The organism is Erwinia sp. (assembly GCF_049696395.1).
Classification (GTDB): Bacteria; Pseudomonadota; Gammaproteobacteria; order Enterobacterales; family Enterobacteriaceae; genus Erwinia.
The window spans coordinates 1-14,217 of record NZ_JBAVTT010000011.1 but is presented as its reverse complement, the minus strand read 5'-3'; the positions used below and the strand labels follow the sequence as shown (position 1 = coordinate 14,217).

Genomic DNA, 14,217 nt, shown 5'->3' with positions numbered 1-14,217 from the left:
CGCTAAAACGAGCTTTTTCATTCCCCTACCCTTTTATTATATAATTTCCTGAAAGCGCAAAAACGACCAGATAAAAAGTATTTTATCTGCAACGCTATTGTGCTGAGCGAACGTATATTAACGTCTGACAAACCTGTTAATCAATAATTATATTTACTCTTACCGCCCTAAATCATGAAAAATAAGCACCTCCATTGAATTACCCCTTCTTCAAAATAAGATTATTTTAAAAAACGTCGCATTAAGACAAATTAAAAGGGTAAACTGCACCTATCTGAACAAGGAGAAGCGCTGAATGCCTGCCACTTTTACCCTGCGTATGGCCCACCGTGTTAGTGATGTTCTGCTGCCCGATCTCAAAGCGCTGATCCCGGCGGAGTCGATGCAGTTCTTCTCCAACGATCTGGACGAAGAGTGGCATTATACTTTGCTCTGTCAGCAGAGGGATGAAACCTGTTCGCTGGCGGTGTCGGCGATTCTGGTCTGGCATCAGTTAAAAAGAATTAACCTGATGAACTACAGCAATGCCAGCTTGCTGAAGGACCTTTCCCATTGCTCGTCTGCCGAACTGTTCACCTTCCTTAAAATGCCCGGCGCTGTGTTACACCTCTCCTGAGGCTTAGCGGCGTGGGGTGATTAGCCACCGTTATGCCAGTGTATTCCAGTGATTGATTTTTGCTCCCTGCCAGTAAGCTGGCGGGAAATAAATACCGAATCAAGCCGGAGTACCTTATGTCAGACAAAGATCCTATCGTTGAACGCCTCACCGTTGAAGTCGTTGCCCTCAGGCATATCGTGCAGATGCTGATTGCCTACGGCAACGTGCCAACGGGCGGCAAACTGAATAAATATCTGCAGAAAGTGGCTGATGACGCGGAACACCGTGACGATCGTCATGCCAATAAAGCGATTGCTGACGCTATCCGCAGCTATATTCAGAAATAATAAAAAGCCCGGTACAACCTCTGTATCGGGCTTTAACGTTAAAACGATCTTTCTCTGCCTGCTTACGATGCCACTTTAAACGAGGAGATATCCTGCGCCAGCTGTGAGGCCTCTGCCCGCAATGCCTGAGTATTCTCTGCGGTTTGATTGACCAACAGCAGGTTCTGCTGAATGCTGCGTTCCATCTGCGAAACGGCCAGCGTCACTTCACCAATCCCTTTGCTCTGTTCATCTCCAGCTACGCGGATTTCACCCACTATCTGCTTCACCTTCAGCACGTCGTTGACCAACCCTTCCAGCTGTTCGCCTGCACCTTCCACCAGCTTACTGCCCGCCAGCACCGTGGTGTCAGACTGGCTGATTAAGGTTTTGATCTCCTGCGCGGCAGTGGCGCTTCGCTGTGCCAGCGCCCGGACTTCAGAGGCCACAACCGCAAATCCACGCCCCTGCTCACCTGCCCTTGCGGCTTCTACAGCGGCATTCAGGGCAAGAATGTTGGTCTGGAATGCAATGCCATCAATCACACTCAGGATCTCGCCCACACGGCTTGAAGAGGTTTTGATGGTCGCCATAGTATCAATGACTTTATGCATCACTTCGCTGCTGCTGCGGGCAATCTGCGCCGTCTGCTCGGTGAAGGCATCTGCCAGCCGGGTATTTTCAGCATTCTGCTGCACGGTGGCGTTGAGTTGCTCCATCGCAGCGGCGCTCTGTTCCAGGGCGGCGGCCTGATCGCCAATCTTAGCCGACAAGGCCTGATTTCCTTCCGCAAGGAAAGTGGCGTTAGCTGCAACGTTTACGCCACTGGCCTGAACATTGGTGATAACACCGGCGATCTTGTCGACAAACTGGTTAAACGAAACGGCAATATCAGAAATCTCATCCTTGCCGGACGCATCCAGACGACGAGTCAAATCGCCATCACCGTTGGCAATTTCGTCCAGCGCTGCACGTGTGGACTCCAGACGCGTAGTCATGCCACGAGCAAACAACCAGGCACCGGCAAGCAGCACCAGCAGCGCCGGGATCAGCACCACAAAGATATCCTGCATGATGTTTCTGGCTAACGCGGTCACAGTGGCTTCCGGCGTTACCAGGCCGATCACCCAACCGGTGTCGGGCATTTTAAACAGCGTGACCTGCGCGTTGGTATGAAGATAGTCATCCTGCACATTGTTCAGCGTGGTTGTCCCCTGCTGATGTGCAGCAGTAGCAAGACCTTTCACCACCGGAGCCAGCCACTTCTGCTCATCCGCCAGCGCAGTGAATTTCTTCAGTGTCTTATCTTTGCTGCCGGGGAAATAAAGCACATTGCCGGACTGATCCAATGCAAAGGCATAGCCTCCGGTCAGGTTGCCATTCTTCGCCATAAAGCCGGACAGGTTATCCAGCAGCACGTCAAAAGTGGCCACGCCTGCAAACTTTTCGCCCGCCGTATAAGGCACGCTACAGGTGACCATATTCACGTTAGAAACCGGATCCTGGTAGACTTCTGACCAGTCGCATTTGCTGCGCGAAGCCTCTTTGGTTGAGGTGTACCAGCTTTCATTATGGTAACCCGCCCCATTGGGATCGTTATAGCCGTCGGAGTAATCCAGCGTGCCGTTGGCTCCACGGGACCAGAAGAAGCTGCGACGGGCCACGCCCTCGGTAAACGCATTTGGTTCCGGCCAGATGCCGCCGCCTGCAATGCTTTTGTCACCTTTGCTGTCGATAATCTGTGGCAGCACACTTTTGAACAGATCTTCCTGATGCGGCAGCACTTCTGCCAGACGAGCAATGCTGACAACTTCGCCTTCGATACGGATTAGCTGTTGGTTCAGCTGGCCGACAATGTTTTCGCCCGTCTGTTGGATCAGGCTGTTACTGGCCTCGATGACCCTTGGCTGGCCGCGCAGAGAGATGGCGAGATAAACAATTAATGTGATGAGCAGCAGCATTGAAATGCCGCCTAGTGTCAATTTCCCTGACAGACGAACTGGGATCCCCGGCATAGTGATTTCCTTCATAGTAAAGAAGTCGTGTTAACTGAGAGAAAAGTAGGAGTAAGAACTGACACAGCGTGATTGTTAGCCATCACATCCCGTGGTTATCGACCTGAATTGAGAAAACCTTAAACAGAGTGTGTCAGCGCAGGTAAAGAGGCCGGTTTGCCCTTTATTCAGGACAGGTCTTAATTGATAATGAGGCGCTTCCAGCGGTCATCTTCCGCGTGGGTAAAGACAGAGGGTCTGTCTTTACAGCATTTTTTAACTGAAACTGCACTCAGGACAGCTTCACCTAAAGGGATAATAGTGACATGCAACTTTTGATAACCGGTTGGCTAACCGCCTTCGATCTACCTTATGCGCCCCTTATCGCGCTCCTCGCCATCCTTACTCTGATCGCCCTCATCTCGCTGATTGTGCATGGTTTGCTGCACCGCGCGGTGCTGCCATTTTTGCGGCGCTTTGCCGATAAATCTTCGCACCTGTGGCCTAAATCCATCATTGATAAAAAGCTGTTCAGCCGCTTCGCGCTGCTGATGCAGGGCGTGCTACTGCAAATCCAGCTTGAAGTGTTCCTCAAAGGGAACGAACCCATTTTTTCAGTCCTGATGATCGCCAGTCAGGTTTGGCTGATGATCTTCACGCTGCTGATCCTCTTTTCGCTGTTGGACGTGCTGCTGGAACTCTCTGATAACAGCAGCTTTGCTGGCCAGCTGCCTTTGCGCGGCATTTTCCAGAGCATTAAACTGATCGCTACCTTGCTGATTGGGTTGATGATTATCTCGCTGCTGATCGGCAAGTCTCCGCTGGTGCTGTTAACCGGCCTGGGTGCGATGACCGCCGTGTTGATGCTGGTGTTTAAAGATCCGATCCTCGGTCTGGTAGCCGGTATTCAGCTTTCAGCTAACAATATGCTGAAGATGGGTGACTGGCTTGATATGCCGAAATACGGCGCGGATGGCGACGTGATCGATATCGGGCTGACCACGGTGAAAGTGCGCAACTGGGACAAAACCATCACCACCATCCCCACTTACGCACTGATTTCAGACTCGTTCAAAAACTGGCGAGGCATGTCCGAATCCGGCGGCCGCCGCATCAAGCGCAGCTTCAACATTGATACCACCAGCATTCATTTTCTGTCCGATGAAGAGATAGCCCGCATGAATCGCGCGCAGCTTCTCACGCCCTATCTGGACGGCAAAGTCGCTGAAGTTGCCAGCCATAATGCCAGCCTGGGGTGCGATATCAGCACGCCACTGAATGGCCGACATATGACCAATGTCGGTACGTTTCGCGCCTGGCTTGAAGCCTTCCTGAAGTCACATCCGCAGATCCATAAAGAGATGACGCTGATGGTTCGCCAGCTGGCTCCGGGCTCCGAAGGTTTGCCGATTGAGATCTATGCCTTCACCAACACTACGGTGTGGCTGGAGTACGAGAAGATCCAGTCAGATATCTTTGACCACATCTTCGCGCTGCTGCCTGAATTCGGCCTGCGCGTGCATCAGACGCCAACCGGCAACGATATGCGCAATATGCGGTTCTCCACCGCAGACTAAGCACTAAACCGGCGGACAGGGTGCTGAAAAAACTGTCCGCCAACGCCACTTCTGCCTTTCGCCACGCCATTCATACCCTCTTACAGGCATTTCATTCCGCTCTGACGGCAGTTCATGCCCTATTCTCCCCGCGCGCGAAGTCCCGACATATCATGTGCTCAATCTCTTAAACTTTCCCCTCGGGAGCTTTCCATGAGCACACTGCCCGTCAGCAAAAGCGTTAACCGTACCCGTTGGTTAACCCTGTTTGGCACCATCATTACCCAGTTCGCGCTGGGCTCCGTGTATACCTGGAGCCTGTTTAACGGTCAGCTGTCGCAAAAGCTGGATGCCCCGGTCAGCCAGGTCGCCTTCTCATTTGGCTTACTGAGCCTGGGTCTGGCGATTTCCTCTTCGCTGGCTGGGAAGCTTCAGGAGCGTTTTGGCGTGCGTAATGTCGCCATCGGTGCCGGACTGTTGATGGCAGTAGGTTTCTACCTGACCGCTCACTCCAGCAATCTGTTTATGCTCTATCTGAGCGCTGGTGTGCTGGTCGGTCTGGCTGATGGCGCCGGTTATCTGATGACGCTGTCTAACTGTGTAAAGTGGTTCCCGGAGCGTAAAGGGCTGATTTCAGCCTGCGCCATTGGTGCCTACGGGTTAGGCAGCCTTGGCTTTAAGTTTATCTGCGGCTATCTGTTAAGCGTGTACAGCCTGGAGACTACCTTCCTGATTTGGGGACTTCTGGCGATGGCGTTGATTATCACCGGTGCGATGTTTATGACAGATGCACCAAAACAGCAGACCCGTGCTCAGGGCAGCGACAGCCAGACCCGCGACTTCTCGCTGGCTGAAGCGGTGCGTATGCCACAGTACTGGATGCTGGCGCTGATGTTTTTGACCGCCTGCATGAGCGGGTTATATGTGATTGGCGTGGCGAAAGATATCGGCGAAGGTCTGGTTCATCTGTCGACGCAAACGGCGGCGAATGCGGTGACTATTATTGCCGTTGCCAACCTGAGTGGACGACTGATCCTGGGCGTGATGTCCGATAAAATGGCGCGTATCCGGGTGATTACCCTTGCGCAGGTCGTTTCGCTGGCTGGCATGAGCATTCTGCTGTTTACCCAGATGAATGAGACCACCTTCTTTATCTCTGTCGCCTGCGTGGCCTTCAGCTTTGGCGGCACCATTACCGTCTATCCTTCGCTGGTCAGTGACTTCTTTGGTCTGAACAACCTGACGAAAAACTACGGTCTGATTTATCTGGGCTTTGGGATTGGCAGCGTGCTGGGGTCGTTAATTGCTTCGCTGTTTGGGGGGTTCACTATCACCTTCAGCCTGATTATGGCCCTGCTGGTGATTTCGCTGATTATGTCTGCCACCATTCGTTTACCGCACGGTGCGGAAGACGGAAAGAAAGCGTTGCAGCACGCCTGAGAATAAAATACGGGGCGCTACTGCGCCCCGTTGATCAACCGGAACTTCCCGGCACACTTCCATTAACGCCTCAAACCCTGTTCCAGCTATTTGGCCTGAAACAGCGGCTCAGCAATCCCGGCAACGCCCACTCTCACTGCAAACACATCACCAGACTGAGGATACTGTGCCAGCTCTTCGGCGGTACGGTCCTCGCGCGAACTGGTGATATAGAGCGTTTTCAGATCTTCCCCGCCAAAGGCTACCATTGTCGGCCAGCGTACCGGCAGCAGGATCTCGTCCACAATGCGCCCATCGCTGGGATCAAGACGGATCACGCGGGAGCCATCAAACATCGCCGCCCAGTAGAATCCCTCGCTGTCTACTGCAGCGCCATCAGGCAAGCCGCCCTCTTCCTGCACAAAACGTTGCAGGACTTCTCTCGGGCCAATCTCGCCCTGCTCATCCATCGGATAACGCCACAGCACGCCGTTCGGCGTGTCGGTGTGATACATCCAGCGGCTGTCTGGCGAGAAGGCCAGCCCGTTAGAGATTTTGATATCTTCAGCCTGTACGGTCAGCTTCAGGTGTTCATCCAGACGGCAAAGCTTTCCGCCATTGCGATCCTGCGGTTCCCACAGGCTGCCGCACCAGAAGCGGCCATGACGATCGACGCGGCCATCATTAAAACGGCTGCGTTCGGCCTCACCGGGGTTTGGCGCAACGCGCTGGGTTATCTGTCCGTTGTCATCCAACATGCAGACGCCACTGCGCAATGCAGCAACAAAGCCGCCCTGAGCATTCAGGCCAAAACAGCCAATGTCTTCAGCCACCGGAAAAACCTGATGCTCACCGCTTTGCGGGTCGAACCGGTGCAAAGCAGGCGCGAGAATATCGACAAAATAGAGTACCTGTTCCCTGACTGACCAGACCGGACACTCACCCAATTCTGCCTGAGCCGACAGCACGTTTTCCACCTGATAACCCATAGTTTCTCCTTAGTAAGTCTGCCTTAAGTCTACTGCAAAATTGCCGCAGAATGCGCCTTGTATTGAAATTGATTCGTATTAAGATTGATTCAGCGCTCTCGCTAAATTAAGAGCATTCCGGATGGAAAAGCCTTTTTTTAGGTCTTATCTTATTCATGATAATTTATCAGCACTTATTTCAGATAAAATGGAAATATCTGGAAATACCTGATTAAATAACTCTACATAACCGGCATTATTCCTCCACTTTTCTCAAGTAAAGTTGTAGTCATTGAAAAAGTGAAGGAGCATTCACAATGAAAACACTACTCAAAGTTGTTTCGGTTCTGGGCGTAATGCTGATGTTGAACGGGTGTATCGTTCATGATGGTTACCGCGGCGGGTATCATGGAGGAGGTCATCATGGTGGGTATCATAACGGTTACCATCATGACAATGGCCGCCATCGGGGCTGGTAAGCAAAAATTCTAAGAGGGTGAGATAACTCATCCTCAAGCGGGCAAAGCCTGCACACGGCAATATAATAAGAAAGTAGAGAAAAATATTGGGCGGGATTTTTTCCCGCCCTTTTTTCGTTTAGCTTTTAATGCTGTAATTACACTGGTACCAGGCTTTCATTAATCCCGGCACCCGGCTTTCCTGCGGTTTAATAGGCTCAACTTTATCAAACCCGCGTTCTGTACAGTAGCGTTCCACATCTTCTTCCATTGCCATCTTATTGACCGTGGAAGGATTAAAACGATACTGCACAGTATTTACCGCAGGATCTTCATCAACTTTTTCAAATGCCCCTGGCTTGCTGGAAGTACAACCGGCTAATAAAAATACCGCCAGCGCCAGTGCGCCAGTTACTAACTTATTCATTTTGGCTCCTTCATTCGGTGCGGCAGGATAACAGCTGACTTTCCTGACGCCATCGGAAAACCCTGCATTTGCACGTTCTTTAGCGTGCTATTGCATTGTTTTACCGATTGAATCGATTCAGGAAGCCGTCTGGCGCTATCCATTCAGGGATGCGATTATCCACTCAGACATCTTTTAATGTCTGCCAACACCATGAATGACTTACAATAACAATGTGTTATGCCCGCGGCGAGCGGGCTTTTTTTCGCGTTTACTTCGCGTTACCGTCAAGAATGATACGCAATACCGCTGCGGATTGATTAACCGGAAGTGCCAGAACGGCCTGATAAAGGTCAATAGTCATCTCACACAGCTTGCCTTTATTGGCCCCAGCCTCCGCCGGTGAATTGAGCGTTTGCAGGTCGCTTCCCCACTTGCCATACAGCGAACGCACGATATTTTGCAGATCGGCCCGGCCGTTAGCCGCATCTGACGGACGCTCTGCGCCAAGGCTGTGCAACAGGAAGTCATCCAGCGTTGCCATCTCTTTGTCGATCAGCGCCTTGGGTAATATGTCTGCGGTGTTCACGCCGCCCTCAACCTGAGGAAAAAGGTATCTGAAGCAAAGATCGGGATTTTTCTGTCGGATGACTTTCATCTCCTCCAGCGCCACCGCCATATAATCATGCAGCTGTTGATCGCCAGCGTAGCTGATGCGCTGATTAAGCAAGTCAGACAGCATCGGACGTAGCCGTTCAAGCGCCTGCGCTTCGCTGTTCCCTTCCTCCAAGGCGTGGATAAATTCCTGATGCAGGGTTTGGTAAAGTGCGGGCTGTTGATCTTTGAGGGTACGGTAGACCGGCCGCGTAGCCAGCCGCTGCTCTGCCGCAGCCAGACGTGCTTCTCGTTGGTGTTGTGGAGCAACATAGCCGAAGTAATAAAAGTTACCGGCAAAAAGCAGCACAAAGGCCAGCAAGGTCGCCATCCCTTTGCTGAGGGAACCCCGCTTTGACAGCCATGCAAGGAAGAGAACGACGGCTAAGCCGGCAATAAAGGAAATGAGTGTAGCCTGGGACATGACAAAAATACCTGAATAGACGGGCCGCGTCTGGCGGCCCAACATGCGGAGTTAATCTACCCGAACGTCCACCAGCACCGGGCAGCTTGCACGTTCGATCACGGCAGCGCTGACCGAGCCTTTCAGCAAACGGTTAAAAGAGGAGAGGTGACGGCGGCCCATGATAATCATGGCAGCAGACAGTTCGTTGGCCTGCCCGACGATGGTTTCGGCTGATTCACCGGCAACCACACGCCCGGTTGCAGCAATCCCGGCGCGCTGAAGTTCAGCCAATGCCTGACGGACTGCGCCTTCTGCGGTATTTTGCTCATCCAGCGCGCAGCCGAAATCACTCGGGTCTTCTCCAGCTTCAATAACGTAAGTCCCGGTGGTGTTGGCGTAACTGGCATCAACACAACATAACACCACCACATTGGCCTGCAGCGCCTGCGCCTGTTCACTGGCCAGAGCGACCACTTTGCGGGCAATTGCTGAGTTATCAACGGCGACTAAAAGCGTTTTCATTTCCCTCTCCTGTCAGTCACGTAAGGCCGCTTTGCCTATTTCATCCACCAGCGCCTCTTTGCATTTGAGGATCTCTTCACGATAGAGCGCCTCATGCTTCTGAAAACGGGTAGAGGGAACCAGCAAGCTGATAGAAAAACGGCCCAGAATGGTATCGATCGCCACCGCTATCGTGGAGATCCCTTCCAGCGTTTCACCCCGATCGTAAGAAAGACCGGTACGTCGGATTTCATTAAGGCGTTCAATAAGTTCCGGAAACGCCTTTACAGTCTGATCGGTTATCGCTTCATAGGCATCGCCCACTAACGCGCGAGCCTGGTCATCACTGTCCAGCGCCAACAACGCTTTGCCGCCGGAAGTACTGTACAACGTCAGATTCAGGCCTATGCGGGGAACCACGCGTAACTCACGCTCTGCCACGACAAAATGCACAATAGCCAGCTGCAATCCGCTGGCGCGGGCCAGAGAAACCGTTTCACCGGTGGCATCACTCAGCGCCTGTAGCCAGGGTTGAGCAATCGCCACGACATCTGTATGCAGCGTAGCAATCAGCCGGAGTAACGCAGGCCCAAGCTTTACGCCGCCAGCGCCAGGGCTGCGCACCAGCTGCACCGAGTCCAGCGCGGCAACAATGCGTTGTACCGTTGAACGGGGTAAATCCACAGCCTGAGCAATTTCGCCCAGGCTCATGCCGTCAGGTCTGTTGCCTAACGCGTCCAATATTTTTGCTGCGCGAGAGATCACCTGGATTCCACCAGTTCGCTCATCCTCACGCAATGTAGAAGGGTCAGACATACGAAGTTGCTCCTTGCTTGATGACGATACTTTAGCACTTAATTCCCGTTTCGGCAGGCTGTATCGCATTGCAATACACCCCATCACACTGTAAACTCGCCGGCGAATGTACCACAATGCAATACAGTGCATCGTAATTTTCTTTCTTTCCTGACGGAGCCCCTGCTATGACTGCTCAACCAGCAGCGCCCCCTGCTCCCCACCCCTTTACCCTGCGTCTGGCGTTGGGATTGGTGGGCGTGCTTATCGCTGCGTTGACCTCAGGATTAAACGATCGCGTAACGGATCTGGCGCTGGCCGATGTTCGCGCTGCGATTGGCTTCAGCTATGACCAGGCCAGTTGGATCACCTCGGTGTATCAGGCGGCGGAAGTCGCGGCGATGATGATTGCCCCGTGGTTCGCGGTGACGTTTTCCCTGCGCCGGTTTACCTTGACGGTAGCAACAGGGTTTGCGGTAGTGGGTCTGTTGCAGCCTTTCGCCTCAACCCCTTCTTTATTTATTGCTCTACGCGTTATTCAGGGCATTTTGGGCGGGGCACTGCCGCCGATGCTGATGACCGTTGCGCTGCGTTTTCTGCCGCCGCAGATAAAACTTTATGGCCTTGCAGCCTATGCATTAACCGCCACCTTCGGCCCCAATATGGCGGCTTCACTGGCCGCATTCTGGACTGACTCTGTCGGCTGGCAATTTGTCTTCTGGCAGGTGATACCGTTGATCCTGGTAGCCAACGTGCTAATCAGCTGGGGAATTCCGCAGGATCCAACCCGCTTCGAACGCTTTAAGCAGATCGACCTGTTCGGGATGCTGACCGGCACCAGCGGCATTGCACTGCTGATCCTTTCGCTGACTCAGGGTGAACGCCTCGACTGGTTTGCCTCGCCGCTGATTAGCGGCATGTTGCTCAGTTCCTTTGCCTTACTGATCGTCTTCTTTATTAACGAGTGGTTTCACCCGCTACCGCTGTTCAAATTGCAGATGCTGGAACGTAAGAACCTCACGCATGGTCTGCTGGTGTTGGCGGGTGTGCTGCTGGTTTCCCTTTCGGGTTCGGCGCTGCCTTCAGGGTATTTCGCTCAGGTGAACGGATTCCGCACGGTGCAGTTTGCTCCGCTGGCGCTGACCATCGGCCTGCCTCAGTTGATTATCGCGCCCTTTATGGCGGCGTTACTTAACCGGCGATGGATAGATTGCCGCTGGATGCTGACCTGCGGCGCGGGTTTGCTGTGTCTTTCCTGTCTGATGGGCACGCAGCTGACGGATGACTGGGCGCGCCAGAACTTTTGGCTGATCCAGCTGCTGCAGGCCTTTGCTCAGCCGATGCTGATCCTGCCGGTACTGATGAGTGCCACCAGCGTGGTGCAGCCGCCGGAAGGGCCTTATGCCTCGGCAATGTTTAATACCGTGCGCGGTTTTTCCAGCGTGGCGGCCAGCTGTCTGGTGGAAAATTTCCTCACCCATCGCGAGAAGTTTCACTCGCATACGCTGGTCGATAACTTAGGGAATCGCCCGTGGCTGATGACGGCGGATAACTCTGCCAGCGCCAGCGGCCTTATGCCGTTATTGCCGGATGGCAGCGCCAGCTCAACAGAAAATCTGAGCCACTTCGCCACGCTGCTCAAGCATCAGGCGGTGATCCTCAGCATCAGCGATGCCTATCTGCTGATCATTGGTTTTGCCCTGCTGCTGGTGCTGTTAACCGCCTGGCTGCCAAAGCGTGTCTATCCGCCGCAAACCCTTTTACAACAAGCCGCAAAAGCAACGAGATAATAATATGAGCTTCACACCTGCCAAAAGAACCTTAATGTTAGTGGTGCTGTTAGCGATCCTGCTGGGGATTGTGTTTTTTGTCTGGTCAGCGATGAACCGCCATCAGGCACGTACTGATGATGCGGTAGTGACCGCGGATTACACGCTGGTCGCGCCTAAAGTGTCCGGCTATATTCGCACCGTCAATGTCAGTGATAACCAGGCCGTTAAAGCGGGCGATATCCTGGCCACCATCGATGACCGTGATTACCGCGTGGCGCTGGAAACCGCCGAGGCCAATCTTCAGGTCAGCCAGGCCAAGCTTATCAGCGTTGAGGCGCAGCTTGATCAGCAGCAGGCTACCATTGCGCAGAATGATGCCGCAGTCAGTTCAAGCGAAGCTACGCTGAACTATGCCGGACAAAATGCCGAGCGTTATCGCCGCCTGTTAAAAACCGGCACCGCTACAGCCGATGAGCAGCAGAAAACCAACGCTTCAATGCGTGAGGCTTCTGCGCAGCTGCGCCAGAGCCAGGCCGCTGCCCTCGCCTCCCGCAAGCAGGTAGGCATTTTGCAGGCCAGCATCAAACAGGCTGAAGCCGATATTGCCGCTTCTACCGCCAGTGTCGATCAGGCTCGCCTTAATCTCTCTTACACCACGATTACGGCACCTATTGATGGCTCTGTCGGCCAACGTGCCGTCCGTCAGGGTGCATGGGTTGCCGCCGGAACTCGTCTGCTGGCTGTCGTGCCGCTGCACCAAACCTACGTTGTGGCGAATTTCCTTGAGACTCAGCTGACCGACGTCAAATCAGGTCAGGGTGTTTCCGTTGAAGTTGATGCGCTGCCAGGTGTGATCTTGCATGGGCATGTAGACAGCATCGCGCCGGCCACAGGGTCAACCTTTGCGGCCATTACTGCTGATAATGCAACGGGTAACTACACCAAGGTGGTACAGCGTTTGCCGGTGAAGATTGTGTTTGAACCAGGCCAGGCAGATCTGGCGCGTTTACGGGTGGGCATGTCGGTGGTTCCGGAGATCGAGACGCCATAACCAAGGCGATTCTTAGCACAATCGGCTTTATTTTGCGGAACAGAGCGGGTAAATTAGCGAACGATCCTGCCATGAGCTTCTCATGGCTACCTGATACGGTATGGCGATAACGTCTGCCGCGTCGTATCTGTTCGCGTTACGCAGGCCCGGGATCACCCCAGACGTAAGCGCTCAGAGGAGTTTTTCGGTGAAATATGCTTTGATGGGAATCTCTTTTATCCTGTTTCTTTGGGTTGGCACGTTCTATTTGATGGTGTAATCCTGCCTGAGAATTTAGCGGGTCAGGCAGCCTTGCCTGACCCCAGCCCTTACACTTCTTCTTCGTTCAGCTTAACCGAGCCCGGCAATATGCCATCCGCACGGAACATCGATTTGATCCCTCTTACCGCCTGACGAATACGGTCGCTGTTTTCAATCAGTGCGAAGCGTACGTGCGTATCGCCGTAATCACCAAACCCAATCCCCGGCGAGACACAGACTTTGGCTTCCTGCAGCATATGCTTGGCGAACTCCAGCGAGCCCATCTGCGCATAATGATCGGGAATTTTTGCCCAGACATACATCGAGGCTTTAGGGATGTCGACCATCCAGCCTGCTTCATGCAGCCCTTTCACCAACACATCACGGCGGCGCTTATATTGCTCAGCAATGTCTTTTACGCATTGTTGATCGCCTTCCAGCGCCGCAATGGCCGCCACCTGAAGCGGCGTGAAAGTGCCATAATCGTGATAGCTTTTGATGCGCGCCAGAGCAGCCACCAGCTCTTTATTGCCGACCATAAAGCCAATACGCCAGCCGGCCATATTGTAGCTTTTCGACAGGGTGAAGAACTCCACTGCCACATCGCGCGCGCCGGGAACTTCCATTATCGACGGGGCTTTCCAGCCATCATAGACGATGTCAGCATAGGCCAAATCGTGGATCACCAGAATATTGTATTGCTTCGCCAGCGCGATCACGCGCTCGAAGAAGTCTAACTCAACGCACTGAGCCGTTGGGTTGGAGGGGAACCCGAGGATCATCATTTTCGGCTTCGGATAGCTTTCACGGATCGCCCGCTCCAGCTCGGTAAAGAAGTCGACGCCCGCCACCAGTGGAACAGAACGCACCTGCGCCCCAGCGATAACGGCACCGTAAATATGAATCGGATAGCTGGGATTCGGCACCAGCACGGTATCGCCATGATCCAGCGTGGCCAGCATCAGGTGCGCCAGGCCCTCTTTCGAGCCGATGGTGACGATAGCTTCAGATTCAGGGTCGATATCTACCTGATAGCGATCTTTGTACCAGTGTGAAATCGCGCGACGTAAACG

General features: G+C 53.3%; 15 protein-coding genes. 8 read left to right on the top strand and 7 right to left on the bottom strand.

From position 1 onward, the window contains the following. Positions 1 to 295 precede the first annotated feature (295 nt). Together WCC56_RS01570 and WCC56_RS01565 are read left to right on the top strand one after the other, a co-directional pair. Entirely contained in the window at positions 296 to 616 is a 321-nt protein-coding gene (locus WCC56_RS01570) for a hypothetical protein (RefSeq protein WP_424690687.1), read from the top strand. Positions 617 to 732: 116 nt separating this feature from the next. Continuing rightward, positions 733 to 945: a hypothetical protein gene (locus tag WCC56_RS01565; protein WP_424690686.1), complete on the top strand. Its 213-nt coding sequence runs from the start codon at positions 733 to 735 to the stop codon at positions 943 to 945. Positions 946 to 1,007: 62 nt separating this feature from the next. Here the strand turns inward: WCC56_RS01565 and WCC56_RS01560 are convergent, their stop codons facing one another. Next, positions 1,008 to 2,939: a methyl-accepting chemotaxis protein gene (locus tag WCC56_RS01560; protein WP_424690685.1), complete on the bottom strand. Its 1,932-nt coding sequence runs from the start codon at positions 2,937 to 2,939 to the stop codon at positions 1,008 to 1,010. Positions 2,940 to 3,244: 305 nt separating this feature from the next. Here WCC56_RS01560 and WCC56_RS01555 point away from each other — a divergent pair, with 305 nt between their 5' ends. Both WCC56_RS01555 and WCC56_RS01550 read left to right on the top strand, forming a co-directional pair. Next, the gene (locus WCC56_RS01555; protein WP_424690684.1) at positions 3,245 to 4,495 is read left to right on the top strand and encodes a mechanosensitive ion channel family protein; all 1,251 of its coding nucleotides are present in this window, start codon (positions 3,245 to 3,247) and stop codon (positions 4,493 to 4,495) included. Positions 4,496 to 4,687: 192 nt separating this feature from the next. Continuing rightward, a complete protein-coding gene (locus WCC56_RS01550) occupies positions 4,688 to 5,914 on the top strand; it encodes an L-lactate MFS transporter (protein ID WP_424690683.1) in 1,227 nt (408 codons plus the stop codon). Between the two features lie 86 nt (positions 5,915 to 6,000). Here WCC56_RS01550 and WCC56_RS01545 read toward each other — a convergent pair whose 3' ends face one another. Next, the gene (locus WCC56_RS01545) at positions 6,001 to 6,882 is read right to left on the bottom strand and encodes an SMP-30/gluconolactonase/LRE family protein (protein WP_424690682.1); all 882 of its coding nucleotides are present in this window, start codon (positions 6,880 to 6,882) and stop codon (positions 6,001 to 6,003) included. 296 nt (positions 6,883 to 7,178) lie between these two features. On the opposite strand from WCC56_RS01545, the gene WCC56_RS01540 reads away from it, so the two are divergent. Further along, positions 7,179 to 7,340, top strand: a complete 162-nt coding sequence (locus WCC56_RS01540; RefSeq protein ID WP_424690681.1) for a hypothetical protein — start codon at positions 7,179 to 7,181, stop codon at positions 7,338 to 7,340. Positions 7,341 to 7,458: 118 nt separating this feature from the next. Here WCC56_RS01540 and WCC56_RS01535 read toward each other — a convergent pair whose 3' ends face one another. The 4 genes from WCC56_RS01535 to WCC56_RS01520 all read right to left on the bottom strand — a co-directional run bounded on the left by WCC56_RS01535 (position 7,459) and on the right by WCC56_RS01520 (position 10,102). Then, a complete protein-coding gene (locus WCC56_RS01535; protein ID WP_424690680.1) occupies positions 7,459 to 7,746 on the bottom strand; it encodes a hypothetical protein in 288 nt (95 codons plus the stop codon). 250 nt (positions 7,747 to 7,996) lie between these two features. Further along, on the bottom strand, positions 7,997 to 8,803 hold the full coding sequence (locus WCC56_RS01530) for a hypothetical protein (protein WP_424690679.1): 807 nt from the start codon (positions 8,801 to 8,803) through the stop codon (positions 7,997 to 7,999). A gap of 51 nt (positions 8,804 to 8,854) precedes the next feature. Next, positions 8,855 to 9,307, bottom strand: coding sequence for a universal stress protein (locus WCC56_RS01525; protein WP_424690678.1), 453 nt, complete (start codon positions 9,305 to 9,307; stop codon positions 8,855 to 8,857). A gap of 12 nt (positions 9,308 to 9,319) precedes the next feature. Further along, positions 9,320 to 10,102 carry an IclR family transcriptional regulator gene (locus tag WCC56_RS01520; RefSeq protein ID WP_424690677.1) on the bottom strand — a complete coding sequence of 261 codons (783 nt, stop codon included), beginning with the start codon at positions 10,100 to 10,102 and terminating at the stop codon, positions 9,320 to 9,322. A 167-nt stretch (positions 10,103 to 10,269) separates the two neighbouring features. Here WCC56_RS01520 and WCC56_RS01515 point away from each other — a divergent pair, with 167 nt between their 5' ends. The 3 genes from WCC56_RS01515 to ypdK all read left to right on the top strand — a co-directional run bounded on the left by WCC56_RS01515 (position 10,270) and on the right by ypdK (position 13,163). After that, complete coding sequence (locus WCC56_RS01515) at positions 10,270 to 11,871, top strand: MFS transporter (RefSeq protein WP_424690676.1); 1,602 nt, start codon at positions 10,270 to 10,272, stop codon at positions 11,869 to 11,871. A 4-nt stretch (positions 11,872 to 11,875) separates the two neighbouring features. Then, positions 11,876 to 12,904, top strand: coding sequence for an HlyD family secretion protein (locus WCC56_RS01510; protein WP_424690675.1), 1,029 nt, complete (start codon positions 11,876 to 11,878; stop codon positions 12,902 to 12,904). Between the two features lie 187 nt (positions 12,905 to 13,091). Further along, positions 13,092 to 13,163, top strand: coding sequence for a membrane protein YpdK (gene ypdK, locus WCC56_RS01505; RefSeq protein ID WP_424690688.1), 72 nt, complete (start codon positions 13,092 to 13,094; stop codon positions 13,161 to 13,163). Between the two features lie 49 nt (positions 13,164 to 13,212). On the opposite strand, the gene alaC is transcribed toward ypdK, so the two are convergent. Further along, the coding region (gene alaC / locus WCC56_RS01500) for an alanine transaminase (RefSeq protein WP_424690674.1) at positions 13,213 to 14,217 on the bottom strand (1,005 nt) is incomplete at its 5' end.